This window comes from Mesorhizobium sp. M1334 (assembly GCF_040317995.1).
Classification (GTDB): Bacteria; Pseudomonadota; Alphaproteobacteria; order Rhizobiales; family Rhizobiaceae; genus Mesorhizobium.
In genome coordinates this window covers 146,694-169,590 of the sequence record NZ_JAMYLM010000009.1, presented here as the reverse complement: position 1 = coordinate 169,590, position 22,897 = coordinate 146,694, and the positions used below count along the sequence as shown (strand labels likewise).

Annotated in this window: 20 protein-coding genes and 1 tRNA gene; 15 read left to right on the top strand and 6 right to left on the bottom strand. The window is 63.7% G+C overall.

What is annotated here, in order from left to right; genetic code table 11:
* Positions 1-21: 21 nt before the first annotated feature.
* Genes NKH17_RS18060 through NKH17_RS18050 form a run of 3 tightly spaced genes read left to right on the top strand, consistent with a single transcriptional unit; the run spans position 22 to position 3,502 of the window.
* Complete coding sequence (locus tag NKH17_RS18060) at positions 22-1,506, top strand: ABC transporter ATP-binding protein (protein WP_502895518.1); 1,485 nt, start codon at positions 22-24, stop codon at positions 1,504-1,506.
* Positions 1,506-2,561, top strand: a complete 1,056-nt coding sequence (locus NKH17_RS18055) for an ABC transporter permease (RefSeq protein WP_352480008.1) — start codon at positions 1,506-1,508, stop codon at positions 2,559-2,561. Before NKH17_RS18060 ends, NKH17_RS18055 begins: the two co-directional genes overlap by 1 nt.
* Positions 2,558-3,502, top strand: a complete 945-nt coding sequence (locus NKH17_RS18050; protein WP_352480009.1) for an ABC transporter permease — start codon at positions 2,558-2,560, stop codon at positions 3,500-3,502. Before NKH17_RS18055 ends, NKH17_RS18050 begins: the two co-directional genes overlap by 4 nt.
* A gap of 14 nt (positions 3,503-3,516) precedes the next feature.
* On the opposite strand, the gene NKH17_RS18045 is transcribed toward NKH17_RS18050, so the two are convergent.
* Positions 3,517-4,284 carry an SDR family NAD(P)-dependent oxidoreductase gene (locus tag NKH17_RS18045; RefSeq protein WP_352480010.1) on the bottom strand — a complete coding sequence of 256 codons (768 nt, stop codon included), beginning with the start codon at positions 4,282-4,284 and terminating at the stop codon, positions 3,517-3,519.
* Between the two features lie 555 nt (positions 4,285-4,839).
* Here NKH17_RS18045 and NKH17_RS18040 point away from each other — a divergent pair.
* The gene (locus NKH17_RS18040; RefSeq protein ID WP_352803434.1) at positions 4,840-5,787 is read left to right on the top strand and encodes an LLM class flavin-dependent oxidoreductase; all 948 of its coding nucleotides are present in this window, start codon (positions 4,840-4,842) and stop codon (positions 5,785-5,787) included.
* A gap of 34 nt (positions 5,788-5,821) precedes the next feature.
* Here NKH17_RS18040 and NKH17_RS18035 read toward each other — a convergent pair whose 3' ends face one another.
* From NKH17_RS18035 to NKH17_RS18025, 3 genes are read right to left on the bottom strand one after another with little or no spacing between them, the layout of a single operon-like run.
* On the bottom strand, positions 5,822-6,772 hold the full coding sequence (locus NKH17_RS18035) for a dihydrodipicolinate synthase family protein (RefSeq protein ID WP_352649417.1): 951 nt from the start codon (positions 6,770-6,772) through the stop codon (positions 5,822-5,824).
* The gene (locus NKH17_RS18030; RefSeq protein WP_352480013.1) at positions 6,762-7,757 is read right to left on the bottom strand and encodes a Gfo/Idh/MocA family protein; all 996 of its coding nucleotides are present in this window, start codon (positions 7,755-7,757) and stop codon (positions 6,762-6,764) included. Before NKH17_RS18030 ends, NKH17_RS18035 begins: the two co-directional genes overlap by 11 nt.
* A gap of 28 nt (positions 7,758-7,785) precedes the next feature.
* Entirely contained in the window at positions 7,786-8,724 is a 939-nt protein-coding gene (locus tag NKH17_RS18025; protein WP_352901045.1) for a Gfo/Idh/MocA family protein, read from the bottom strand.
* A 100-nt stretch (positions 8,725-8,824) separates the two neighbouring features.
* Between NKH17_RS18025 and NKH17_RS18020 the strand changes: the two genes are divergently transcribed.
* The 7 genes from NKH17_RS18020 (at position 8,825) to NKH17_RS17990 (ending at position 15,977) form a co-directional block, all read left to right on the top strand.
* A complete protein-coding gene (locus NKH17_RS18020; protein ID WP_352480015.1) occupies positions 8,825-9,538 on the top strand; it encodes a FadR/GntR family transcriptional regulator in 714 nt (237 codons plus the stop codon).
* Between the two features lie 20 nt (positions 9,539-9,558).
* Positions 9,559-11,139 carry an ABC transporter substrate-binding protein gene (locus NKH17_RS18015; protein WP_352480016.1) on the top strand — a complete coding sequence of 527 codons (1,581 nt, stop codon included), beginning with the start codon at positions 9,559-9,561 and terminating at the stop codon, positions 11,137-11,139.
* A gap of 65 nt (positions 11,140-11,204) precedes the next feature.
* The gene (locus NKH17_RS18010; RefSeq protein WP_352480017.1) at positions 11,205-12,164 is read left to right on the top strand and encodes an ABC transporter permease; all 960 of its coding nucleotides are present in this window, start codon (positions 11,205-11,207) and stop codon (positions 12,162-12,164) included.
* Complete coding sequence (locus NKH17_RS18005; RefSeq protein WP_352480018.1) at positions 12,164-13,066, top strand: ABC transporter permease; 903 nt, start codon at positions 12,164-12,166, stop codon at positions 13,064-13,066. The genes NKH17_RS18010 and NKH17_RS18005 overlap by 1 nt, the downstream gene beginning before the upstream one ends.
* An 18-nt stretch (positions 13,067-13,084) precedes the next feature.
* The gene (locus NKH17_RS18000) at positions 13,085-14,002 is read left to right on the top strand and encodes a dihydrodipicolinate synthase family protein (RefSeq protein WP_352480019.1); all 918 of its coding nucleotides are present in this window, start codon (positions 13,085-13,087) and stop codon (positions 14,000-14,002) included.
* Positions 13,999-15,009, top strand: a complete 1,011-nt coding sequence (locus NKH17_RS17995; protein WP_352901068.1) for an ABC transporter ATP-binding protein — start codon at positions 13,999-14,001, stop codon at positions 15,007-15,009. Before NKH17_RS18000 ends, NKH17_RS17995 begins: the two co-directional genes overlap by 4 nt.
* Positions 15,009-15,977: an ABC transporter ATP-binding protein gene (locus NKH17_RS17990; protein ID WP_352509086.1), complete on the top strand. Its 969-nt coding sequence runs from the start codon at positions 15,009-15,011 to the stop codon at positions 15,975-15,977. The genes NKH17_RS17995 and NKH17_RS17990 overlap by 1 nt, the downstream gene beginning before the upstream one ends.
* Before the next feature lie 253 nt (positions 15,978-16,230).
* Here NKH17_RS17990 and NKH17_RS17985 read toward each other — a convergent pair whose 3' ends face one another.
* Together NKH17_RS17985 and NKH17_RS17980 are read right to left on the bottom strand one after the other, a co-directional pair.
* On the bottom strand, positions 16,231-16,551 hold the full coding sequence (locus NKH17_RS17985) for a DUF167 family protein (protein ID WP_352509085.1): 321 nt from the start codon (positions 16,549-16,551) through the stop codon (positions 16,231-16,233).
* Between the two features lie 13 nt (positions 16,552-16,564).
* The gene (locus NKH17_RS17980) at positions 16,565-16,855 is read right to left on the bottom strand and encodes a YggT family protein (RefSeq protein WP_023678162.1); all 291 of its coding nucleotides are present in this window, start codon (positions 16,853-16,855) and stop codon (positions 16,565-16,567) included.
* A gap of 164 nt (positions 16,856-17,019) precedes the next feature.
* Between NKH17_RS17980 and NKH17_RS17975 the strand changes: the two genes are divergently transcribed.
* The 4 genes from NKH17_RS17975 (at position 17,020) to NKH17_RS17960 (ending at position 22,684) form a co-directional block, all read left to right on the top strand.
* Positions 17,020-17,095: transfer RNA gene (locus tag NKH17_RS17975), tRNA-Ala, on the top strand.
* Between the two features lie 235 nt (positions 17,096-17,330).
* The gene (locus tag NKH17_RS17970) at positions 17,331-17,789 is read left to right on the top strand and encodes a hypothetical protein (RefSeq protein WP_352901051.1); all 459 of its coding nucleotides are present in this window, start codon (positions 17,331-17,333) and stop codon (positions 17,787-17,789) included.
* A gap of 120 nt (positions 17,790-17,909) precedes the next feature.
* A complete protein-coding gene (locus NKH17_RS17965; RefSeq protein WP_352509084.1) occupies positions 17,910-21,122 on the top strand; it encodes an AfsR/SARP family transcriptional regulator in 3,213 nt (1,070 codons plus the stop codon).
* Positions 21,123-21,346: 224 nt separating this feature from the next.
* Positions 21,347-22,684, top strand: coding sequence for an LGFP repeat-containing protein (locus tag NKH17_RS17960; RefSeq protein WP_352901054.1), 1,338 nt, complete (start codon positions 21,347-21,349; stop codon positions 22,682-22,684).
* Positions 22,685-22,897: the final 213 nt, after the last annotated feature.

The following is a 22,897-nucleotide window of genomic DNA, read 5'->3' as shown; positions in this document are numbered from 1 at the left end:
ACGCCTGCCCCTCTCATCGAAATGCGCGGCATCTCCAAGAGCTTTGGCGCCGTCAAGGCGAACGAAGCCGTCGATCTCAGCGTCGCGCCGGGTGAAATCCTCGGGCTGCTTGGCGAAAACGGTGCCGGCAAGACGACGCTGATGAATGTGCTGTTCGGTGCCTATGCGCCCGATGCCGGCGAGATCCTGGTGCAGGGCCGGCCGCTGGCGATCAACAGCTCGGCCGATGCGCTGGCCGCTGGCATCGGCATGGTGCACCAGCATTTTCATCTCGCGCCGCGGCTTTCGGTGCTGGAGAACCTCTTGATCGGCATTCCCGGCAGATCGGGCCGGATCGACCGCGCCGGCGGGCTGGCGCGGCTCGCCGAGATCGGCCGCCAGCACGGGCTGACGCTCGACCCGGACCTCCCCGTCTCGGCGCTGTCGGTCGGCGAGCAACAGCGGCTCGAAATCGTCAAGGCGCTGTTTCGCGGCGCAAGGCTGCTGATCCTCGACGAGCCGACGGCGGTGCTGGCGCCGACAGAGGTCGACGGACTGTTTTCGGCGCTTCGCTCGATGGCGGCACAAGGGCTCGGCATCATCTTCATTTCGCACAAGCTCAACGAGGTGCGGGCGCTGACGCATCGCTGCGTCGTGCTCAGGCATGGGCGCGTTGCCGGTCGCGTCGATGCGCCGGCCAGCACGACGTCTTCGGAGATGGCGCGGCTGATGTGCGGCCACGAGATCGTGCCTCCGGCCAGAGGACCGTCGATGCCCGGTGCGGCCGTGCTCACCCTCGACGGTATCTCGACATCGCATCATTCCGGCATGGCGCTGCGCGATGTTTCGCTGTCGGTTCGTGGCGGCGAGATCCTTGGCATCGCCGGCGTCTCCGGCAATGGCCAGCGCGTGCTTGCCGAGGTCATCTCCGGCGTGCGTGCGCCTGATGCCGGGAAGATGACCATAGCCGACAAAGCGGTTTCGCGGTTCTCGCCGAGCACAGTCCAGGCGCTCGGCCTCGGCCGCATCCCGGAAGACCGCATGACGACAGGGCTGGTCACCAATCTGCCGCTTGCCGATTCCATGGTGCTGCCGCGCATCGGCACGGCGGCGTTCAGCCGCAACGGCCTGCTCAAGCCGGATGCGATCCGCGCCTTCGCCGAGGCGCAGATCAAGGCCTACGACATACGCTGCCCCGGCCCGATGACGCGCGCCGGGGCGCTTTCCGGCGGCAATCTGCAAAAGGCGCTTCTGGCGCGCGAACTCGCCTTTGATCCGAAGGTGCTGATCGTTTCGCAGCCGACTCGCGGCCTCGACATCGGCGCCGCGCGCTTCATCCACGAAAAATTCCTCGACATGCGCGCCAAGGGCTGCGGCATCATCGTCATTGGCGAGGACCTGGAAGAGTTGCTGATGCTCTCGGATCGTATCGCGGTGATGTATGAGGGCCGCATCGTCGGCACGCTCGACAGTGCCGACGCCAGCGTCGCCAGACTCGGGTTGATGATGACCGGAGCGGAGGCGTGATGTTCCGTCTCGAGGCCCGCACCTCAACGCCCGCCTGGTTCAATCTGGCTCTGCCGCTGCTCGCCATCGGGGCGACGCTGATCTTGTGCAGCGGCCTCATCGCACTGGCTGGCGCCGGCGTCGTCGAGGCTTATAGCGTGATGTTTTCGGCGTCGCTGGGTGACAGCTACGCCGTCACCGAAACGCTGGTGCGTGCCACCCCGATGATCTTCACAGGGCTTGCTGTGGCGGTCGCCTTCCGCGCCAAATTCTGGAACATCGGCGCCGAAGGGCAATTGCTCGCCGGTGCGGTGGCGAGCTGTGCCGTCGGCGCCGTCCCGATGCCGGGGCCGCTCGCCATGCTGCTGATGGCGCTGGCGGGTGGGGCCGCCGGCGCTGCCGTCGCGCTGATCCCCGCGACGCTACGGGTGAAATTCAGGGTCGATGACGTGGTCAGCTCGCTGCTGCTCAATTCGGTCATTTTCTACGCACTGATGGCGCTGATCGAGGGGCCATGGAAGGACAGTTTCAGCGGCTACCCGATCTCGCCGCCGATCGAGGATTCAGCGAATTTCCCGGTACTCATCGAAGGCACGCGGCTGCATCTCGGCGTCGTCGCGGCGCTGGTCGCGGCACCCCTGATCTGGTTCGTGGTCGCGCGTACAACGCTCGGCTTTCGCATCAGGGTCACCGGCGAGAACCCGGAAGCCGCGCGCTATGGCGGCATCAATGTCGAGCGGGTGCTGATTTCGACGGCGCTGCTGTCCGGCGCATTGGCCGGCCTTGCAGGCGTCGGCGAGGTCGGCGGCGTGCATTTCCAGGTGATGAGCGACATCTCGCCGGGCTATGGCTATTCCGGCATCGTCGTCGCCATGCTGGCGAGGCTCAATCCGCTCGGCGTGGTGCCGGCGGCGATCTTCCTTGCCGCCGTCATGACCGGCGCCGAGGCGATGTCGCGGGCGACCGGCGTTCCGGCCTTCCTCAGCGAAGTCATCCAGGGAACTGCGCTGCTCGCCATGCTGGTGGCGCTGCTGTTCACCGCCTATCGCATCCGCCGCGTCGGAGCCGCCAGATGAGCGTGGTGCTGGAACAGATCTTCCAGGTCGGTTTCCTGGCCGCGATCATCCGCATCGCCACGCCGCTTGCCTTCGCAACGCTGGGCGAAATGTTTTCCGAGCGCGCCGGTGTGCTCAATCTCGGCATCGAAGGCATCATGCTTTTGTCGGCAATGACCGGCTTCACCGCGGCGAGCCTCAGCGGCAGCCTGTGGCTCGGCGTGCTTGCGGCGGTGCTGACCGGGGCGCTGATGGGTGCCGTGCATGCGCTGTTCACGGTAGCGCTCGGCCTCAGCCAGCATGTCTGCGGCATCGGCGTGACGCTGTTCTCGTCGGGCCTTGCCTATTTCCTCTACCGGCTGATCTTCGGCCAGCAATCGGTGCCACCGAACATCAAGGGGTTCGAGACGCTGCCGATCCCAATCCTGTCCGACGTACCGGTGCTTGGGCCGGCGGTGTTCAACCAGTTTTCGCTGGTCTACATGGCGATGCTGTCTATTCCCCTGGCCGCCTTCGTGCTCTACCGCACGCCATGGGGCCTGTCTGTTCGCATGGTCGGTGAAAACCCGCGGGCCGCCGATTCGGCCGGCGTCAGCGTCATCGCAACGCGCTTCCAGGCGGTGATCCTCGGCGGTGCCTTGATGGGGCTCGCAGGCGCCTTCCTGTCGATGGCGCAGTTCAACGCGTTCACCTTCGGCGTCGTTTCGGGGCGTGGCTGGGTGGCGATCGCGCTCGTCGTCTTCGGCCGCTGGGACCCTTGGCGCACGGCAGGCGCGGCATTGCTGTTTGCCTTCGTCGACGCCTTGCAGTTGCGCATGCAGGCGAGCGGGCTTGGCCATATCCCCTACGAGGCGTTCCTGATGCTGCCGTTCATCTTCACCATCGTCGCTATGGCGGTGATGTCGCGCAATGCGGTGGCGCCCTCGGCGCTGCTCAAGCCGTTCCGGCGCGAAGAGCGGTAACGGCGCTTCGCCTTTCACATCGCGGTGAAGCCGTTGTCGACGAACAGATGCGCGCCGTTGACGAAGCTGGCCTCGTCGCTGGCCAGGAACAGGGCTGCCTTCGCCACCTCTTCCGGCTCGCCGATCCGCCCCTGCTGCGCCGCCATTGCCGCGTCGGAGACATCGATGCCGAGTTTGTCGAGATCGGCGACCTCGCGCAGGCCATGCGGTGTCCTGATGAAGCCTGGACAGACCGCATTGCAGCGGATGTTGCGGTCGCGGAACTCGATGGCGATGGCACGCGCGAACATATGGCAGGCGCCCTTGGTGGTATCGTAGAGCACCTCCATCGGCGTCGCCGCCACCGCCGAGATCGACGAGGTGCAGACGATGGAACCGCCGCCGGCGGCGATCATGCCGGGTAGCACGGCGCGCGTCATCAGGAACATCGAGCGCACATTTACGGCATGCAGCCATTCCCATTCCTGCAGCGTGGTCTCCAGGAAGGGTTTTATGACGATGGTGCCGGCGTGATTGAACAGAACCGTGACCCGGCCGAATTGTTCCATCACGCCCTTCACCGCCGCTTCGACCTGCGCCTCGTCCGATACGTCGGCGACCCAGTGCTCGGCGACATGGCCGCGTTGCCTGATTGCCGCTGCGGTAGCGGCGGCAGCTTCGCCGTTGCGGTCGATGATCGCCACCTTGGCGCCCTCGGCCGCGAAAAGCTCCGAGGCCGCACCGCCCATGCCCGTCGCGCCACCCGAAATGATGGCGACCTTGCCGGCCAGTCTTGTGCCCATGGTTTTGCTCCCTGCTGCCTTGCCGTGACGTCGCGGCTTTCCACTGAGGCAGCGATGCTATCCCTCATCCAATGGCTGGCCAAGGAGCCACAGACACGTGGACCTGCCATTTTCTACCGTCACCCCGCCTGCCTCAAAAGGCAGCGCGCTAAGCAGTAAAAGCACTAATTTGTCCGCCGTTTGGAGAAAATTGTTCTAAGGATCGCGCGAAAATAGCACTCGACAAAGTCTACTGGTTTTATAGATTAAGCGTCGAGACGGAGGTCGATATGTCCTATAGCCAGAACACTCAGACTGCTCGCAGAGGTCAAAGGCTGGGTTCCGACCAGGTATGGCGGCCGGCCTACGCCGGCGCTTTCGCCTATCTCGTCTTTGCCCTTGCGTTTGTATTCACCGGGGCAGTGGTCCTCGGGCTGATTCCCTGACTATTGAGGCCTTGATCGTCGAGGCTTCCTCGGGATAGCGGCCTGCCGTTTGCAGAAATTCCGGAGTTGATGAACTGAATGCCGGTGCGCTTCTGCGCGCCCTGATTCCAACGTGATGGAGGAGATGGCAATGCCGATCGAGTTCACGCATGTTCCCGGTAAGATCCACGCTGCCGACGCCAGCTTTTTCTATGACTTTGTCGAGACCGCGACGAAACTGTCACTGATCGAGGATGCCGGATTCCAGAGGATCGTCATCGACGACCAGGCCGGCCTGCTGACCAATATGGACCTTGCCGCCCAGACGCTGGACCGTACCTCCTCCCTGGAGGTCGTGCTCACGCATTGGGCGGGCGTGATCGAACCAATCGTGGCGGCGCGGCAGCTCGCCGCCCTCGACGCGAGAAGCGGTGGCCGGCTGTCGCTCAGGATGCTCAGCGAGCCGTTCGGCGACGACGATGCCGAGGCACGTCCAGCCGGCCATACGGTGGTCTGGCAACGCATCGACGAATATCTAGTGCTGCTGAAGCGGTTGTGGTCGAACGACAGACCGTTCGACCATGAAGGCGCTTTCTACAGCATCAAAGGCGGCTATGTGCCGCGCAAGGGGCCGCATGGCGCCGACGTAAACATCCGCATGGGCGCACGGTCCGGCACGGCGCTCAGGGTCGCGGGCAGGCATGCGGACGTGTTCGAGCTGGCGCCGGGCCCGCTTGCAGAAATCCGTCAGTCTATGGAGCGTGTACGCAGCGCCGCCGCCGAACACGGCCGGGCCGGCAAGCTGCGTTTCGCGCTTCCCGTCCAAATCCGTTCGGAAGACAAACCGGCCACTTCCTGCCAGAAGGCGGTCGAACTGGCCGGGCCGCCGGCGCAGGTCGCGCTGTCGCTGCTTTCCTACGTCGCTTTGGGGATCAAGGAGTTCATGATCGTCGGCGTCGACAGGCCACGCGAGATTGCGACGGCCGGCCGCGAGGCGATCGCACTGCTGCGCAATTCGCTGGCACGGCGCGAGGCCGATATCCCTCAGCCGGGGGCGTTTGCGTCACGCGCGACACAGGGCGCGAGAGCCGGCTGCTGAAGAGCCGCCGTCGTCACGCACCTCGCTGACGGCGCTACTGCCATTCCGGGAAAGTCGCGTGAGCGGCCTTGGCCAAGGTCGGGATTTCCTCATCGGGAACGGAGCTGTAGGGCCAGAGCAATCGCGGCCCGAGCGGCGCCCAGCCGCCGGCCGCCGCCATCGCCTTGTCGAGTGCTGCATCGCCGACATCGTAACGGGTGCGAAACGGTAGAACATGTGCGGCGAGGAAGGCCCGTATGCGGGCCTCAACCTCGGCAGCTGCGACCCTGTCGGTGCGGATCATGTGCCACCACTGCACCGCGCCCTTCGGGTTGAGGCAGGCAATGTTGGAATAGCTGCCGTGAGCCCCTCCGGCATACCCTGTCGCCAGCGTGTGGCCGGGAACGAAGACCGAGAATCCGTCAAGTTTGTGGCGCATATCGGCATACCAGCCGGCGTCGCCGCCCGGCAGCTTGGCGCCGACCAGCGATGGCACGGCCGCACGCAGCCTGGCGATGCCGTCGAGCGTCAGGCGGCGCTTAGCGTGCGGCGGGTTGTAGAGCACCAGCGGCGTTTCGGGCGCGGCCTCGCAGAGGCCGCCGACAAAACGCATGATCTCGTCGTCACTGGGCGGCCACCAGTCGGGCAAGGTGAATTGAGCCGCCGTCGGGCGAAGTGCGGCGACCCGCGTCAGCCGCTCCAGCGCGACGCGCGGATTGGACTGGCTGATACCGATCTGGAAAGGAAGGCGCGCGCGGCCGGCTGTTTCGGCAACCAGCTCACAAAGCCGGTCGAATTCGGGCTCGGTCTGGCAATGGAATTCGCAGGCTGTGCCATTGGAATAGACGCCGTCGACACCCGATGCGCAGAGCCGGGCGATCGTCTCTTTCGTCGCCTGCCAGTCGATCGCTCCGCGATCATCAATGGCCAGCATCACGGCGCCCCAGACGCCGCGCGGCGCGTGTGCGGGCAAGCGGGCCAGGTGGTCGTTAAGATCAGCGTCCACCGGCGATCTCGTGTTCGCGGAGGGTTTCGTTCGAGGCAAAGGCGGCCTCGATGATGGCGATCATCTTGCGCCCATAGGCGCCGTCGACCGGCACCGGCGTGTCGTCGGCAATGGCATCGCGCATCGCGCGCCATTCGCGCACCAGCGCGTTATGCATCCAGTTCGGCTCAAAGGAACCGGGCAGCTCGGTCGAGACCGTATCGCGGCCAAGCATCGTGCCGCGGTCCATGTCGATGCGCAGCGTTCCCTGCTCGCAGATAAGGTCCATGGCGTAGGTCGTAGCGCCGGTGCGGTACCCGACGCTCTGCACCTGGCCGATGCCGCCGCCGGCGAAGCGCAGTCCGAGCAAGGCGGTGTCGTCTGCTTCCTGGTCATGGAACTTGGCGCCGAGCATGCCGCTTACCGACACGACATCGTCATCCATCAGCCAGACGAGGCGGTCGAGCGCGTGGATGCCGGCAGTCAATAGCATGCCGCCGCCGCTCGCCTTGCGCAGATGCCAGTCGCGGCGATTGTGCTCCATCCAGAGCTTGATGATCCAGCTCGATCCGATGAGCGGCCGGCCGAGCACTCCTTCCTCCAGCACCTGCTTGGCCGCCATGCAGGGCAGGGCGAAATGCATGAGGTGGGCGACCATCAGCTTGACGCCGCTCTCGGCCACGGCGGCATTGATCGCATCGCAGGCGGCCGCCGTCGGCGCCATCGGCTTTTCGAGCAGGATGTGCTTGCCGGCCTCTGCCGCGCCGATGGCCATTTCGGCGTGGAGGTGATGCGGGCTGGCAATGAGGACCGCGTCGACCTCCTTGTCGTCCAGCAGCCGACGCCAGTCGGTGTAGCCGCTGCCGCCATATTCGGCGGTGAATTGCTGCAGTGCATCGGCGTTTCCACGAGAGGCGGCGGCGAGGCGAATGCCTCCAACCTCGCGGATTGCCCGCGCATGGGCTGCGCCGAAATCGCCGGCGCCGATAATTCCTATTCCAATCATGGTCCTGCCTTTTCATAAGCGGCGTCGATCAGCGACATCGCCGCAACATAATCCTCGATGGACACCGACGAGGCGCCTTTCTGGCCAGCCGGTCAAGCGTGTCGCGCATGCACAGACGGTAGCGGGTTGCCGGCAATTCGACCGGCAGATCGACGATTGCCGCATCGTCGAGCGTGGCGCAGTTGGCACGATCACCGTGGTCGACCAGGGTCGCATTGGCAGCGACGATGCGCCATTCGAAGTCGCCACCGGGGCGCATCGAGGCAAAGGTGTAGCCAGCCTCGACGATGAACAGCGCGCCGGCCTCGTCTTCCAGCACCAGCAGCGCATGATCCTCGACCGGGCCCGGATGGATGCGGTTCGCGATCGAAACGGTCTTCAGGCCAAGCCTGCCGGTTGCGAGGCTGAGTGCAGCATCCACGCCGTGTATGCCGAGATTCCGCAACGCACCTCCACCACCAACCGCCGGGTCGACGACCCAGGCGACACCGTCGGCGATGTAGCGCCCAGGCGGGCCATTGACCAGCCGGAACTGGCAATGCGCCACCACACCGGCACGGCCCTGCCGGTGCAGCCGCTCAAAGGCGGCAACGGCCGGCCCGAAACGATTGGGCAGGGGCACAGCGACAAAGGCCTGGTGCTGTCGGGCGAGGTCGCGCAGCGCCATCAGTTCCCTCGTATGGCTGGCCGCCGGCTTCTCCAGGATCAGCGGTATCCCTGCCCCGATGATCGCACGTACCCGCGCCGGCACCGTCGAAGGGTGCCCCATCAACAGGATCACGTCCGGCGGGCTGGAGAGTATCTCCGTGAAATCTTCAATAAACGGCAGGTCGTGGTGCGCGGCGAACGCATGCGCTTGGCCAGGATTCTCATCCCAGATACCGGCGATCTCCGCACCGTAAAAGCGTGCGGCGTCGAGGTGCATTTCGGCGTGCCAGTGGCTCGAGCCGGCGAGGATTATCTTCATTCGGGAGCAACATGTTTGCTATGGGCTTGCAGGATATCCTACAAGTAGCTATACGACAAGCAGCGGGCAGGGTAGTCCAGCGGATGATGAAAGCAGTGGGATGGCGGAACTGAAGTCGATCGAACCGTTGAGCAGGCCGCCGCTCCTTCACGTCACCGTGCAGGAAAGCCTCAGGGCCTATATCGAAAGCAACCAGCTCAAGGCCGGCGATCCCTTGCCGCCGGAGACGTTCCTGGCGCAGCGGCTCGGCGTCGGCCGCAACTCCGTGCGGGAGGCCATCAAGGCGCTGGAATCGATCGGCATCCTGGAGACGCGACGCGGCATCGGCGTGTTCGTCAAGGAGTTCTCGTTCAAGCCGCTGCTGGACAACCTGGCCTACGGTTTGCAGGATTCGCTCCGCGACGTCGAAGAGCTGCGCGAAATCCGTCGCGTGCTGGAAACCGGCCTCATCGCCAAGACAATCGAGATGATCAGCGCCGACGACATCGAGGCGCTGCGCCAGTTGACCGAGCGCATGCGGCAACGTGCCCAGCGCCATGAGAGCTTCGCCGAAGAGGACCAGCAATTCCATCAGCTGCTGTTCCGCTGCCAGAACAATCGCATGCTGAGCGCGCTGATCGACATCTTCTGGATGGCGTTCAACAAGGCCTCGAATTTCGCCAATCTCGATAATCCGACGCCGCTGGCGACATGGCGCGACCATCACGAGATCGTCGAGGCCGTCGCCGCCAAGGATGTCGACCAGGCGCGTCGGCGGCTCGACGACCATTACCGGGGAATCCAGCAGGTTATCGCCAAAAACCGAACACCCTGAACATGCCAAGGGAGGAAACCATGCGCATCAGGACCACCGCATTCTCGATCGCAGGGCTGCTGCTCGCCAGCATTGCCCCAGTGACCAGCGTCCAGGCACAAAACGCCAAAACCATCGCCGGCGGCTTCGACGTCGGTCCCGGCGGCTTTCCCAAGAACTTCAACCCGCTGGTCGCGACCGGCGGCTACACCTGGCTCAGCACCTATTTTGAACCGCTGGTCATCTACAATGCCGGGCTGACCGAGATCGAAGGCGACCTCGCCAAGGACTACAAGATCAGCGACGACCAGCTGAGCTATACGTTCAACCTGGTCAACGAGACTTGGCACGACGGCAAGCCGTTCACCTCGAAGGACGTCAAGTTCACGCTCGAGCTTGCCAAGAACAAGGCCTCCGGCAGCCTGTTTGCCGCCCGCCTCGCCGACATCGCCTCGGTCGATGCCCCGGATGACCACACCGCAGTGGTGAAGCTATCGAAACCGAACGGATCGTTTCTATCGATCCTCTCGCAGCTGATGATCCTGCCGGAGCATGCCCTGGCCACCCTGTCGCCGGAAGCGCTGGCTACCAGCACCTGGTGGTCGACCTCTCCGGTCGGCACCGGCCCGTTCAAGTTCAAACGCTACGTGAGCGACCAATATGTCGAGCTGGCAGCCGACGACGACTATCGCAGCGGCAAGCCGAAGGTAGACGTGCTCATCAACCGCTATTTCGAGTCACCGGCGGCGGCCGTCGCCGCGCTCCGTGCCGGCGAAATCCAGTTCACCTATGTCGAGCCCGACGATGCGGCCTCCTTCAAAAGCGACAGCAATTTCAAGGTGATCGAAGGTGCCTCCTACGTGGTCAACTATATCGGCCTGAATCAGAAGGTCGACCTGTTCAGGGATATCCGTGTCCGCCAGGCGATCATGTACGCGATCGACCGTAACGCCATCATAGACAGCCTCTATGGCGGTGCCGCCAAGCCGGCCAATTGCGGCTATGTCGCGCCGCATCTCGTTCCCCAGGGTCTCGAACCATATGCCTACGATCCGGCCAAGGCCAAGGCGCTGCTGACCGAGGCGGGCTGGGACAAGATCAACGGCGACAAACCGATCACCCTGCTGACCTATTACGGCTCGCCGCAGGCGGCCAACGTGATGGCCGCCATCCAGTCGATGCTGGCCGAAGTCGGCATTAACGTGGTGCCGCGCGTCGTCGATACGCCGACCTATAACGGCATCGTCTACAAACAAGGCACGCCGGACTGGAATGCCTTTCCGATGGTCTATGCCGGCCTGCAGAACGGCCCCAATCCGGCCAGCCTCAACCCCGGCCTTAACAAGTCGCAGATCCCGCCGGCAGGCTTCAACACCATGCGCATCGAATTCGACGATCTGAGCGCTGCATTGGACGCCGCCCTCGGCCAGACCGATCCGGCCAAGATCGACCAATCCTGGCAGGAGGTCTGCAAGGTGATGAACAAGGACCTGCCCTGGGCAACGCTGTGGGTGGCCAACCGCTATGGCGTGGCCTCCAACAAGCTGCGTGACTTCGTCTGGACGCCGGCGCCGGGCGGCGGCCCCTACGCAGCTCACCCGGAGCGCTGGGATATCCAGTAAGAACCCCGCAACGAAGCGAGCAGGCGGACCACTTTGGCGCCGCCTGCCACCGCCACGGATAGCCCATGTTGAGCTTCATTGCTCGCCGCAGCGCTACAGGATTGCTGATGCTGGTCGCGCTCAGCGTCCTCATCTTCATCCTGTTGCGGCTGGCGCCGGGCGATCCGATCGACGCCTATATCAACCCGTCGGTGCCGATGTCCGCCTCCGATCTCGAGGGGCTGCGCGAACGGCTTGGGCTCGACCGGCCGCTTCCCGTGCAATATCTGGCCTGGCTGCGCGCGGCGCTGGGCGGCGACTTCGGCTTTTCGATCCAGCGCAGCGGCGTCGCCGTGCTGCCGCTGGTCATGGAACGCATCGGCCCGACCGCGCTGCTGATGGGCACGGGCCTGGCGATCGCCATCGTGCTCGGCATTTCCGCAGGCATTTTCAGCGCGGTGCGCCGTAACGAACCGTCCGACATCGCGCTGTCGGTGCTGTCGTTTATCGGTATCTCCAGCCCGGCTTTTCTGACGGCGCTGCTTGGCCTCTATTTTTTCTCGGTGCTGCTGCGCTGGGCGCCGTCCGGCGGCATGCAGACCGCGGGTGCGTCGTTCTCGATGACCGACGTGCTTGCGCACCTCATCCTGCCCGCTTGCCTGCTGTCCATCGGCCATGCCGCGCTGATCATGCGCTACATGCGCGCTTCGCTGCTGGAAGTGCTCAACCAGGATTACGTGCGGACGGCGCGTGCCAAGGGCGTGCGCGAGTTCTGGATTATCATCAAGCACGCGACCCGCAACGCGCTCTTGCCGGTCATCACGCTGATCGGCTCGACGGTCGGCATCGCCATCGGCGGCGCCATCTTCCTGGAAAGCGTGTTCAATTGGCCGGGCATGGGACTGCTTCTGGTCAATGCCGTTGGCACCCGCGATTACCCGGTGATCATGGGCGCCACGCTGGTGATCGGCGTTTGCGTCATCCTGGTCAACCTGTTGACCGACGTCGTCTATGCCGTCGTCGACCCGCGCATTCAGGTGGCGTGATGGCAATCACTGCGCCGGACCCAACGGTCGACCCGACAGCCTTACCGCACACCAAGGGGCCGCTCCGCCGCGCGTTCGACCGCTTTTTCGAAAACCGCGCGGCGCGTGCCGGGCTTTTGATCGTCATCCCGATCCTGCTGGCGGTTTCGACCTATTCTTTGTGGTGGCCGTTCGGCCCGAACGCCATCGACCTCAGGGCGATGAACAAGGCGCCGTCGGCCATTCATTGGCTGGGTAGCGACGGCGTCGGGCGCGACGTCATGGCCCGGTTGCTGCAAGGTGGGCGGATCTCATTGCTGGTCGCCGTCTGCTCGGTCGCCATATCGACCGTCATCGGCTTCCTGGTCGGCGCCGTCGCCAGCTTTGGCGGGCGCCTCGTCGACGGCACGGTGATGCGCTTGGTCGATCTGGCGATGACGCTGCCGCCGGTGATCTTCCTGCTGGTGCTGGCTTCGATAGCCGGCACCGGCATCGCGCCCACCATACTGGTGATCTCGCTGCTCTCCTGGCCGGTGCTGTCGCGCATGGTGCGCGCCCGGCTGCTCGAACTGCGCGAGCGCGATTTCGTCGTTGCCGCCCGCGGCATGGGCGCGGGGCTGCCGCATCTGCTGTTCCGGCACGGCCTGCCCAATTGCATCGATATCCTGGTCGTCTATGCCACCTTGCAGATCGCCAACGCCATCCTGCTCGAGGCTGGCCTGTCCTTCCTCGGCCTCGGCATCGCGCCGCCCGAAGCCAGCTGGGGCAACATGCTCAATCTCGCCCGCTCCACCGTCGTGCTTGAAAATTATCCGTGGCAATGGATGTTCCCAGGCGCCGCGCTGGTGCTCACGGTGCTCGCCATCAACTTCATCGGCGACGGCCTGCGCGATGCATTCGATCCCCGCTCCGATCTCAACTGACCTCGAAGGTTCATCAAAATGCCCCTGTTTACCGGCGTCGTCCCACCTGTCGTCACCCCGCTCAATGCCGATTTCAGCGTCGATTTCCCGTCGTTCACGCGCACCATCGAGAATCTGCTCGACGGCGGCGTCCACGGGTTGTTCGTGCTGGGCTCGACCAGCGAGGTGGTCTTCCACGACGAGGCAGGCCGCAGGGCCATCCTCGAGCACGCGGTCAAGGTCAATAACGGCCGGGTTCCGATCTTCGCCGGTGTTATCGACCCGACGACCGACCGCGTCATCAACCACGCCCGCATCGCCAGATCGGCCGGTGCCGACGCCATCGTCGTTACCGCGCCGTTTTATACCCGCACCAGCCAGCCCGAGATCGGCGATCACTTCCGCTACATCAAAGATGCGCTCGACATTCCGGTCATCGCCTACGACATCCCGGTCTGCGTGCACGTCAAGCTGGAGCGCAAGACCACGGTCGGTCTCGCCAGGGAAGGAGCCATTGCGGGTATCAAGGATTCCAGCGGCGATGACGGCAATCTGCGTTACGTGCTCAAGGACATGGCCGACGATCCCAGTTTTTTCGGCATGACCGGTTCCGAGATCCTGGTCGACAGCGTGCTGGCGATGGGCGCGCATGGCGTCGTGCCGGGCCTCGCCAATGTCGACCCGCATGGTTATGTCAGGCTATGGAAGCTGACGCAGGCGGGCCAGCTTGCCGAAGCCCGCCTCGAGCAGGAGCGGTTGTTGAAACTGTTCGAGATCGTCTGGATCTCGCTCGGCAGGACCAGCGCCGGCTCGGCCGGCGTCGGCGCCTTCAAGGCGGCGATGAAGAGCCTCGGCATCATCGCCTCGAACACCATGGCGCGGCCGCAGCGCAGCCTGAACGAGCTGGAAACCGCAAAGATCGACATGATCCTTCGCGATGTGGGGCTGCTCCGCTGAGCGCCACGCCGATCCTCTCGATTTCCGGCCTGCGCGCGGTGTTCCGCATTGCGGGGCGCGACATCGCGGCGGTAAGGGATGTCGACCTGACGATCGGCTCCGGCGAGACCGTGGCGCTCGTTGGCGAATCCGGATCGGGCAAGTCCGTCACCAGCCTGTCGATCATCGGATTGCTGCCGAAAAGGGTCGGACATATCGCCGAGGGGTCGATCGCGCTGCGGCGCAAGAACGGCACGCTCACCGAACTGACCAACCTCGATGCCGAGTCGCTGCGCAAGATACGCGGCAACGAGATCGGCATGGTGTTCCAGGAGCCGATGACCAGCCTCAACCCGGTCTACACGATCGGCGAGCAGATCGCCGAACCGATCCGCATCCATCTCGGCAAATCGCACCGCGAGGCAGAAGCAGACGCGGTGCGGCTGCTGGAACAGGTCGGCATTCCCGATCCGAAGCGGCGGGCGCGGCAGTATCCGCACGAACTGTCGGGCGGGATGCGCCAGCGCGCCACCATCGCCATGGCCCTGTCCTGCGATCCGGGCTTGCTGATCGCCGACGAGCCGACGACCGCGCTGGACGTCACTATCCAGGCCCAGATTCTCGATCTTTTGGCCGAGCTGCAGGCGCAGCGCGGCATGGGCATCCTGTTCGTCACCCACAATCTCGGCGTCGTCGCCGAAATCGCCGATCGGGTAGCGGTGATGTATGCCGGGCGTATCGTCGAAACAGGTCCGGTGAGCGAAGTGTTCACCCGTCCGCGTCATCCCTATACCGCCGGGTTGATGCGTTCGGTGCCGCGGCTCGGCCAGGCCACGGCACTGAAGCTGGCGGGCACGCCGCTGCCGACCATTGCCGGGAATGTTCCGTCGCTCACGTTGCTGCCCAAAGGCTGTTCCTTCGCGCCGCGCTGCCCGATGGCTATCGCTGCCTGCCGTGCCGCGGTCCCGCCCTTGTTTGCGGCGACGCCGACCCGGCAAAGCCGCTGCCTGCGTTGGGAGGAGCTCTGATGGCCGACGTTCCCTTCCTTTCGGTCAAAAACCTGACCAAGCATTTTGCGCCGACAGCGTTCTCGCGTGGCCCGCTGGTCAGGGCGCTGGAGGACATTTCCTTCGATGTCAGGCGTGGCGAGGTGGTTGGCCTGGTCGGCGAGTCCGGCTCCGGCAAGACCACGATCGGCCGCTCGGTGCTGCGTCTGATCGAGCCGACATCCGGCCAAATCACCTATGACGGCACCGATATCACCAGGCTGGGTGCCGCCCAGCTGCGCCGCCAGCGTCGCAAGATGCAGTATATTTTCCAGGATCCCTTCGCCAGCCTGTCGCCGCGCATGACGATAGGGCAGATCCTCACCGAAGGCCTTGACATTCAAGCCATTGGCAAGAGGTCCGAGCGGCGGGCGAAGGCCGCGAAGGCACTTGCCGCGGTTGAGTTGCCGTTCGACGCCTATGACCGCTACGCCCATGAATTCTCGGGCGGCCAGCGCCAGCGCATCGGCATCGCCCGGGCGCTGACGCTCGAGCCGGAATTCATCGTCGCCGACGAGCCGGTCTCGGCACTCGACGTCTCGATCCAGGCGCAAATCATCAATTTGTTGCGCGACCTGCAGCTCCGGCTCGGCCTGACCATGCTGTTCATTTCGCACGATCTGGCCGTCGTCGAGTACATCTGCGACACGGTCATCGTGCTCTATCTCGGGCGCATCATGGAGGTTGCGCCGGCGGCCGAGCTTTATGCCCGACCGCAGCATCCCTACACGCGTGCGCTGCTGTCAGCCATTCCATCGCTCGATCCGCTGGCGAGGCAAGGCCGGCAGGTGCTCAAAGGCGATATTCCCAGTCCGGCGAACCCGCCGTCGGGCTGTGTTTTCCGAACCCGTTGCCCGTTCGCGTTGGAGGCTTGCGCCGCGGCCGTGCCGCCACTGAGGGCGACAGCCGACGGCCATCTGAAGGCCTGCATTCGCGACGACATCGCTTAGGAATAATTGCCCAGACAACGGTCAAACAGGTCCCCAATCCCAGGCGTTCATCGACATCCACCGCCCGGTTTCACGAAGCTGCTATTGTCGTTCCCGTCATTGAAACGTCAGCGATGCCGACCCATATGCACGCTGCGCCGGATGTTTCCTCCCATTCGTCCGGCGCGTTCCCCTCTGAAGGTTTTCGACCTTCACATCTGGCCGGGCTTTGCAGCCCGGCCTTTTTTCTACGGGGTTGGTGAGCGAGCCGAGATCATGGCGCAGGCGTGCCCAGCGTATCGATGCGTTTCGCCAGCGCCGCGGGATCGCCAAGCACACGGACCGTCTTCAGCCGAGCGGTGCCGCCGGCGACGATCGAGACGGCCGAAGCGGCCACGCCAAGCGCCTTGGCGACCAGCCTTTCCAGCGCTCGATTGGCGGCCCCGTTTTCCGGCACGGCGCGAACGCGAGCCTTCAGATGGCTTCGCCCATCCGCGGTCGTTTCGGCCCCCTCGAGCCTGTCCATCGCTGATTTCGGCGTCAGCCGGACGAACAGGTCGATACCGTCGGCGCGCGTCCGGAACGGCGCGCGCATGGGACGCCTGCACTCAGACGACCAGCGAAAGCACGGTGGTGAGCAGGAACTGCCGGATGAAGAACAGGATCAGCAGCAGGATGATCGGCGAGATGTCGATGCCGCCGAGATCGGGCATGAAGCGGCGGATCGGCCGCAGCGCCGGTTCGGTCAGCCGATAGAGCATGTTGCTGATGGTATCGACGAACTGGTTGCGGGAGTTGACGACGTTGAAGGCGTAGAGCCAGGAAAATATCGCCGAGGCGATGATGATCCACCAGTAAAGGTCAAGCGCCATGACAATGGTCTGAATGAGGGCGATCATGCCGGTCTCCGATTGTTGCCGACATGTAGCCACTGTAGCTGAAAGCGGCAAGAGCCGCGTTCCGACGCGTGGGCGAGGCGCACGAACGGCCGAACGGCATTTCGGCAGCAAGGGCAGCCTTGACAGGAAACCGCAGCGGCCGATAAAAGCCCAATCCGCTGGACGGGGCTGTAGCTCAGCTGGGAGAGCGCGTCGTTCGCAATGACGAGGTCAGGAGTTCGATCCTCCTCAGCTCCACCAGCGGATTTTTCGAACCCCCCGTGAATGCTGAGGAAACCTTTCTCGGATTCCATGGGTTTTCAGATCAAGCAACCGAATGCATCGCGGGCCTCTGCCGGCTTGGCACTGTCGTCGCCGGGTGGATTCACATCGGCGACGTAAAGGCCCTCTACACCAATAGCGTATGCGGCCTATTGCCACTGCGCCTCCTCCTTGCCAGACTTGGCCCGTCTTCAAAACCGAGGGGAAATTCACCATGACCGGCACGACAAGACGTGATTTTGTAGGTCTTACAGGAGTGGCAGCGACTGCCCTGGCCGGTGCTGTTGCAACACGAGCTACCGCTGCCGAAAGTGACGTATCGCCATCGTTCGATGAGGTTCTTCAAGAGTACAATCTAAACAACACAGAAAGGACTAGATCAAAGCTGGCGATCTATGTCGTCCTTTCTCATCTGCACGCCAGCCTCGAGAAGGAATTTAGTGACCTTGGGCTAGAGCTGCCTCTAGGAAAAAAGGCGGTGCCATCGAATCTGCCGGCCAATTTCGAAGACGCGCAGGTTGCAGCCCTTCCGTGGCTCTTCAAGCCCTCGGAAGTTACCGACCACGAACGAAACGGCTATGCGACGATTGCAATGCGAATGAACGCAGTGATGGCAAGACACACCGCTGACGTGAGTGTCGGGGTTTCGCATATCATGTCGCACAAGGGATAACCGCGACCTTGCCGGCGAGCACGGCACGTCAGGCGAGCACAACGCCGGCCGGCGATTTGTTGTTGCGGGCGAACCGATTACCTGTTTTCGCGAGGCGACTGCGCTGCGAGAGTCCTCACAATGGATAAATCCTTCCGGGACGCGCCGCGCGAGATAGCAAAGCTCTCGGCACCCCGGCCAGTGGGAATTGTCAGCCGTCCGCGCGTAGTGGCGCTGCTTTCGCAGGCCCTCGACAGCGGTGCATGCTGGCTGGCTGCGCCTGGTGGATACGGCAAGACCACCGCGGTGATCGACTTTCTGGAACACGGCGGGCTGGAACAAGGCGGGCCGGAGCAAAGCGAATCGGCATACAACTGGTATCGGGTCGACACCGAGGACCAGGACGTTGCGCGGCTTTTCCATTATCTGACGCTGTCGCTCGACGGCAGGCATGCCGGCATGCCGGTCTTTGGTCCGGAATATGCCGACAATTCCGACGATTTCGCGCGGCTGTTCTTCCGCACCTATTTCTCGCGGCTTGATCCGGGCACGATCCTAGTCCTCGACGATCTGCATCGTGCCGATGCACCAGGCTTTCGCCGGACGCTGGCGATCCTGTTGCGCGAACGCCCCAATACCGTCCGCTGCATCTGCACATCGCGGATGCTGCCCGAGGGCGATGTCGCCGACCTCGTGCTGTCGGGACAGTTGCCGGTCCTCAACCAAACGCTGCTGGAGTTTTCGCCTGCGGAGGCTCGCAACCTCGTCACCGCCCGCTCGCAATCGCCGTCCGAGGTCGGCGACATTTCGGAGGCGCGCGGCTGGGCGGTGGGCCTTCTCCTGCTGGCCAATGCTGGAATGTACTACCCGCTTTCGCAGACCGGCCTTGCCGGAGGCGCCGGCCTTCGGGAGATTGTCGGACGTTATTTCCTGCGCGACATCGCGCCGGAGGACCAGGATCTGCTGATCAGGCTCAACCTTCTGCCGGAGATCAGCACGGACCTTGCCGATGCGTTCCTGGGTTCGCCGCAGGCTGCCCGCCTGCTGGTGCGGCTGCAGCATCGCCAGCTGCTGATCACGCGCGACGGTCCGGGCGGCGCCGCCTTCCAGCTGCATGACTTGTTGCGCGAATACCTTGCCGGCCTACTGGACCGGCGCGTGACGGAAGCGGACCGTTCCAGGCTGCGCGAGCAGGCAGCAAAGGTCCTGCACGAGGCCGGCAAAACCGACGCGGCAATCGTGCTGGCGTTGCAGGCGGGCGCCTGGCCGCTGGCACGCCAGCTCATTCTGGAGTGCGCTAACGGCGTTCTCTCGCAAGGGCGCAGGGCCAGCTTCGTCGAATGGTGCAACAGGCTGCCCCCCGACGAGATGGACGGGTGGGTCCATTATTGGCTGGGCGTCGCCTTCGCGTCGGACGATGCGAAGGCCGAGCCGCACTTCTCCAAGGCATGGCAAGCATTCGAGAACACCGACATGCGCGGCCAATGCCTGACGGTCGCGCGGGCGGTCGTAGTCAAGACCGCCAGCTGGCGTACGCATGAGGGGCTGGCGGATTGGACGCGCCGAGCCTCACAGGTTCTTGCCAAGGGGTTGCCGGAATTGGATCCGGAGGAACTCATGATGGTCAGGCTCGGCATCCTGCGGGCCGTCGATTTCGCCGAACCTGGCGAATTCGACGCCCATGACGCGAAGCGCCTCGTGAATGATATCCAGCAGCGCCTGACACATCTGCCGATCGAGGATTCGGTCGAGTTGCGCCTGCTGGCAAGCGAAGCGCTCATCGACTACGCGACCTCGTCGGGGCAGCGCGACATTTTTGCCAATGCCGTGGACAGCGTTGCCGCCGATCTCGAACATCCGGATATCCCACCGCTGGTGCTCGGCATGTGGCTGGTGTCCTTTGGCTCGGCCAGCGGCCGTTACTTCCCCTATTCGCGGCGCGGTTTTGTCTATGCCTCGGCCGAGGATGCGTTGCGACGCGCAACGGCGATAGGCGAGCAGCACGCCTTACGGGGCGTCGAGTTCAGCGCCCTCTACCAGCTCCAATTGCTGATGAAGCTTCACAACAGGTTCTCGGAGTTCAATGCGCTGGTCTCCCGACTGGGCGAGATCGCGGACAGCAGGTTCACCACCCAGGTCGCGGTCGTCGCCGACTGCCATGCGGCGATGCACACGCGCAACGGCGACTTCGCCAAGGCCTATCTCGACTGCGATGTCTTCATGGATGCGATCGAGCGGGCGAACGAGCCGATGATCGAGCGCTGGCCGCATTACGTCACCAAATACCAGGTCCTGCTGGCCGACCGGCGTCCGGCGGAGGCGATTGCGCTACTTCAGGGGATCGCCGAAAGGCTGAGCGGCGGCCCTCGCCAGCGTGTCGAACTCAGCATTCTAGCCGCACGGGCCCTGGAGCAGAAGTGGAACGGCGGCGCGTCCTATGGCACTCGTCTGGCTGAATTCATGGCGGCATTGCGCGAGGTCAATCCCTCGGCGATCTTGCTCAACCTGCCGGACTTGCTAGCCGAGCTGATCGCCGATGCGCTGGAGCGAAAGATCGATGTCGATCTCTGCCGCCGCGTCGTTCGGGCGCGATATCTGGTCCCGCCCGCTGGTCGCCCCGCCCAGTGGCCTTGGCCGCTCAGGATACACTTGATGGGAGGCTTCCGCCTCGAGATCGATGGCGCCGAGGTCGCGCCCGGTGCCAAACCTACCCGCGCTCTCGACATATTGCGCATTATCTGCCTGTCGAGGGATCAGGTCTGTTCGGTGGAAACCCTGCAGGATTGGCTCTGGCCCGACCTCGACGGCGACCAGGCCAAAGCGGCCTTGGAGCAGGCGCTGCATCGTCTGCGCAAATTGCTCGGGCAAGGCGAACTCGTAACGCTGAGAGAAGGCCGTTTGCGGCTCGCTGCCGACAAGGTCTGGATCGATCTGCAGGATTGGGAAGACCGGCTGAAACCCGTTCTGTCGGGCCAAAGAGACAGCGCAATCGAGGAGCAGGAGATGCTGCTGGAAGGCTTTGTCGGCCCGCTTTTCTCGAATGGCCCGACGCCCGCCTGGTCGAACGCCGCGGCCGACCGGGTGCGGGACGGGTTGGTGGAGCTTGCCGTGCGGATCGCCAAACACTGGCAGAGCCGAGGCAACGCAGATCGGGCACGCCAAGCGTGCCGGCGTGCGCTCGATTTCTACCCGGAATCGGCCAAACTCCATGGCACGCTCATCCAGGAGAGCCTCTCCAGAAACGACCACGCCGGCGCCATCGAGGATTACCGGCGCTATGAACGCGCGCTCGCTTCGACCGGCGATGACGAGCCCTCGCCTTTGCTGCGTTCGCTCGTGCGCCCGTTTCTCTAGACCGGTTCATCGTTTCACGGAAACGCCGAACCGCTCTATCTCTTTATTTTTTCGCAGTTCCGGACGGAAAACCGTTCCACACTTTTCCTGGAATTGCTCTGGCGCAGCTCAGAACTCTGTAAGCCGTCCGTAAGTCGCGGTCTGGGAACCTCGGCCCGTCGATCAAAACCGATCGCCGGAGGCCTGAAGCCCCCGATACCAACACTCACAGGAAGGAAAAGGTCATGCCGTATACTGCCAGAGCAACTTCGAGAGTGCGTGCCGGCACCATCCGCGCTGGAGCCACAAGACTTTCCGACCAGCTCAGGATCGGGCCTTGGTCGCTCCTCTCGCCCGAAGCTGTCATACAGCAAAAGTACAACTCCCTTGGAGGCGCCGGCTTCGCCGAGATCGAGAGGAAGGAGACTGGAAAAGCCTGGTATCTCAAGAACGGCTCATGCATTTGTTACAACGATGCCATGCACGACGCCTTTGAGATCCACGGCGACATCTACAGGAAATGGATTGCGCTTGGCGGTCTCGCGTGGGGCATTCCCTGCACCGACGAAACCGGAACTCCCGACGGCGTCGGGCGATACAATCACTTCAACAACAATACCGCTTCGATCTACTGGACACCGAATACCGGTGCTCAAGCGATTTGGGGGGCAATTCGCAGCAAATGGGCAGCAATGGGCTGGGAGCGCTCGGTTCTCGGCTATCCGGTCACCGACGAAACCGGAACTCCCGACGGCGTCGGGCGCTACAACCATTTTGCCAATGCCGGCTCGATCTACTGGACACCGAACACCGGAGCCAACGTGGTGTACGGTGACATCCGCAAGAAGTGGGAAAGCCTGGGCTGGGAACAGTCATATCTGGGGTACCCAACCACCGACGAGACCGAATTTGCCGACGGTGGCCGTGCCAATCTGTTTGAAAACGGCGGCATATACTGGTGGCCCGACACCGGCGCGATCGACCTTCGAGATGTCGTCGTCCACTATACCGGCCTCCATTGCTTCGGCGAGACCGACTGGGATCAGGGGTCGAGTGCGGACGAGCCCTATGTCATCGTCAGCGTGACAACGCCGCAGATGGCCGACACCAAGCGCAGCCAGGTCTATGGCGACGTCGATGCGGGAGATACGAGACCCGACCTGATGGAGGTCTATCGAGGCAAGCCCTACGGCATCAATATCGGTACGGTGCTGATGGAAAACGATTTCGGCGATCCAAACAAGTACAAGGACGAAGTGCAGAAGGTCGTGATGGGCGTCCATACGGCGGGTACGCTGGCTTTGGGCCTCATTCTGGTGGCAGGACCTATCATTGCCGCAATAGCCGGCCCGGCCCTGGGATCCTTGATGCCATCGATCGGCGGCGCCATCAGCGATCTCTTCGATTGGGGCGATGACAGGATCGGGAGCGCGACAGTGACCATCTCCGCAAAGCAGATGGTGTTGCTCGCGGCACGTACGAACAATACCACCTTCAGCGGGATTGGGTTCAAAGTGGAAACGCCCCTGATTTCCGGCGAAGGGGCGTCCTACAAAGCCTATTTTGGCTTTGTGCCTGCCTAGTCTAGGCCAATCGCCCCGGCAAAAAAGCTTGCCGGGACAATCAACTTACCAGCCCCGCCTTCCGTTGGCGGGGCTGACGTTCGCGACTGAGAGATTTATTTCCGTAGCGGTCGTCACAAGGCGGTCCGGATGCGCCAGCGGCCGATCAGCATAGCGGGCAGTCACCTCAACGACACTGCCGCAGCCAGCGAGGCCGAGCCGGGACCGACAGAA

What these genes read in the sequence shown, in the direction of transcription:
- NKH17_RS18060 (WP_502895518.1), top strand. Translation starts at nt 22, where the DNA reads ATGCGCGGCATCTCCAAGAGCTTTGGCGCCGTCAAGGCGAACGAAGCC.
- NKH17_RS18055 (WP_352480008.1), top strand. Translation starts at nt 1,506, where the DNA reads ATGTTCCGTCTCGAGGCCCGCACCTCAACGCCCGCCTGGTTCAATCTG.
- NKH17_RS18050 (WP_352480009.1), top strand. Translation starts at nt 2,558, where the DNA reads ATGAGCGTGGTGCTGGAACAGATCTTCCAGGTCGGTTTCCTGGCCGCG.
- NKH17_RS18045 (WP_352480010.1), bottom strand. Translation starts at nt 4,284, where the DNA reads ATGGGCACAAGACTGGCCGGCAAGGTCGCCATCATTTCGGGTGGCGCG.
- NKH17_RS18040 (WP_352803434.1), top strand. Translation starts at nt 4,840, where the DNA reads ATGCCGATCGAGTTCACGCATGTTCCCGGTAAGATCCACGCTGCCGAC.
- NKH17_RS18030 (WP_352480013.1), bottom strand. Translation starts at nt 7,757, where the DNA reads ATGATTGGAATAGGAATTATCGGCGCCGGCGATTTCGGCGCAGCCCAT.
- NKH17_RS18025 (WP_352901045.1), bottom strand. Translation starts at nt 8,724, where the DNA reads ATGAAGATAATCCTCGCCGGCTCGAGCCACTGGCACGCCGAAATGCAC.
- NKH17_RS18020 (WP_352480015.1), top strand. Translation starts at nt 8,825, where the DNA reads ATGGCGGAACTGAAGTCGATCGAACCGTTGAGCAGGCCGCCGCTCCTT.
- NKH17_RS18015 (WP_352480016.1), top strand. Translation starts at nt 9,559, where the DNA reads ATGCGCATCAGGACCACCGCATTCTCGATCGCAGGGCTGCTGCTCGCC.
- NKH17_RS18010 (WP_352480017.1), top strand. Translation starts at nt 11,205, where the DNA reads ATGTTGAGCTTCATTGCTCGCCGCAGCGCTACAGGATTGCTGATGCTG.
- NKH17_RS18005 (WP_352480018.1), top strand. Translation starts at nt 12,164, where the DNA reads ATGGCAATCACTGCGCCGGACCCAACGGTCGACCCGACAGCCTTACCG.
- NKH17_RS18000 (WP_352480019.1), top strand. Translation starts at nt 13,085, where the DNA reads ATGCCCCTGTTTACCGGCGTCGTCCCACCTGTCGTCACCCCGCTCAAT.
- NKH17_RS17990 (WP_352509086.1), top strand. Translation starts at nt 15,009, where the DNA reads ATGGCCGACGTTCCCTTCCTTTCGGTCAAAAACCTGACCAAGCATTTT.
- NKH17_RS17985 (WP_352509085.1), bottom strand. Translation starts at nt 16,551, where the DNA reads ATGCGCGCGCCGTTCCGGACGCGCGCCGACGGTATCGACCTGTTCGTC.
- NKH17_RS17980 (WP_023678162.1), bottom strand. Translation starts at nt 16,855, where the DNA reads ATGATCGCCCTCATTCAGACCATTGTCATGGCGCTTGACCTTTACTGG.
- NKH17_RS17970 (WP_352901051.1), top strand. Translation starts at nt 17,331, where the DNA reads ATGACCGGCACGACAAGACGTGATTTTGTAGGTCTTACAGGAGTGGCA.
- NKH17_RS17965 (WP_352509084.1), top strand. Translation starts at nt 17,910, where the DNA reads ATGGATAAATCCTTCCGGGACGCGCCGCGCGAGATAGCAAAGCTCTCG.
- NKH17_RS17960 (WP_352901054.1), top strand. Translation starts at nt 21,347, where the DNA reads ATGCCGTATACTGCCAGAGCAACTTCGAGAGTGCGTGCCGGCACCATC.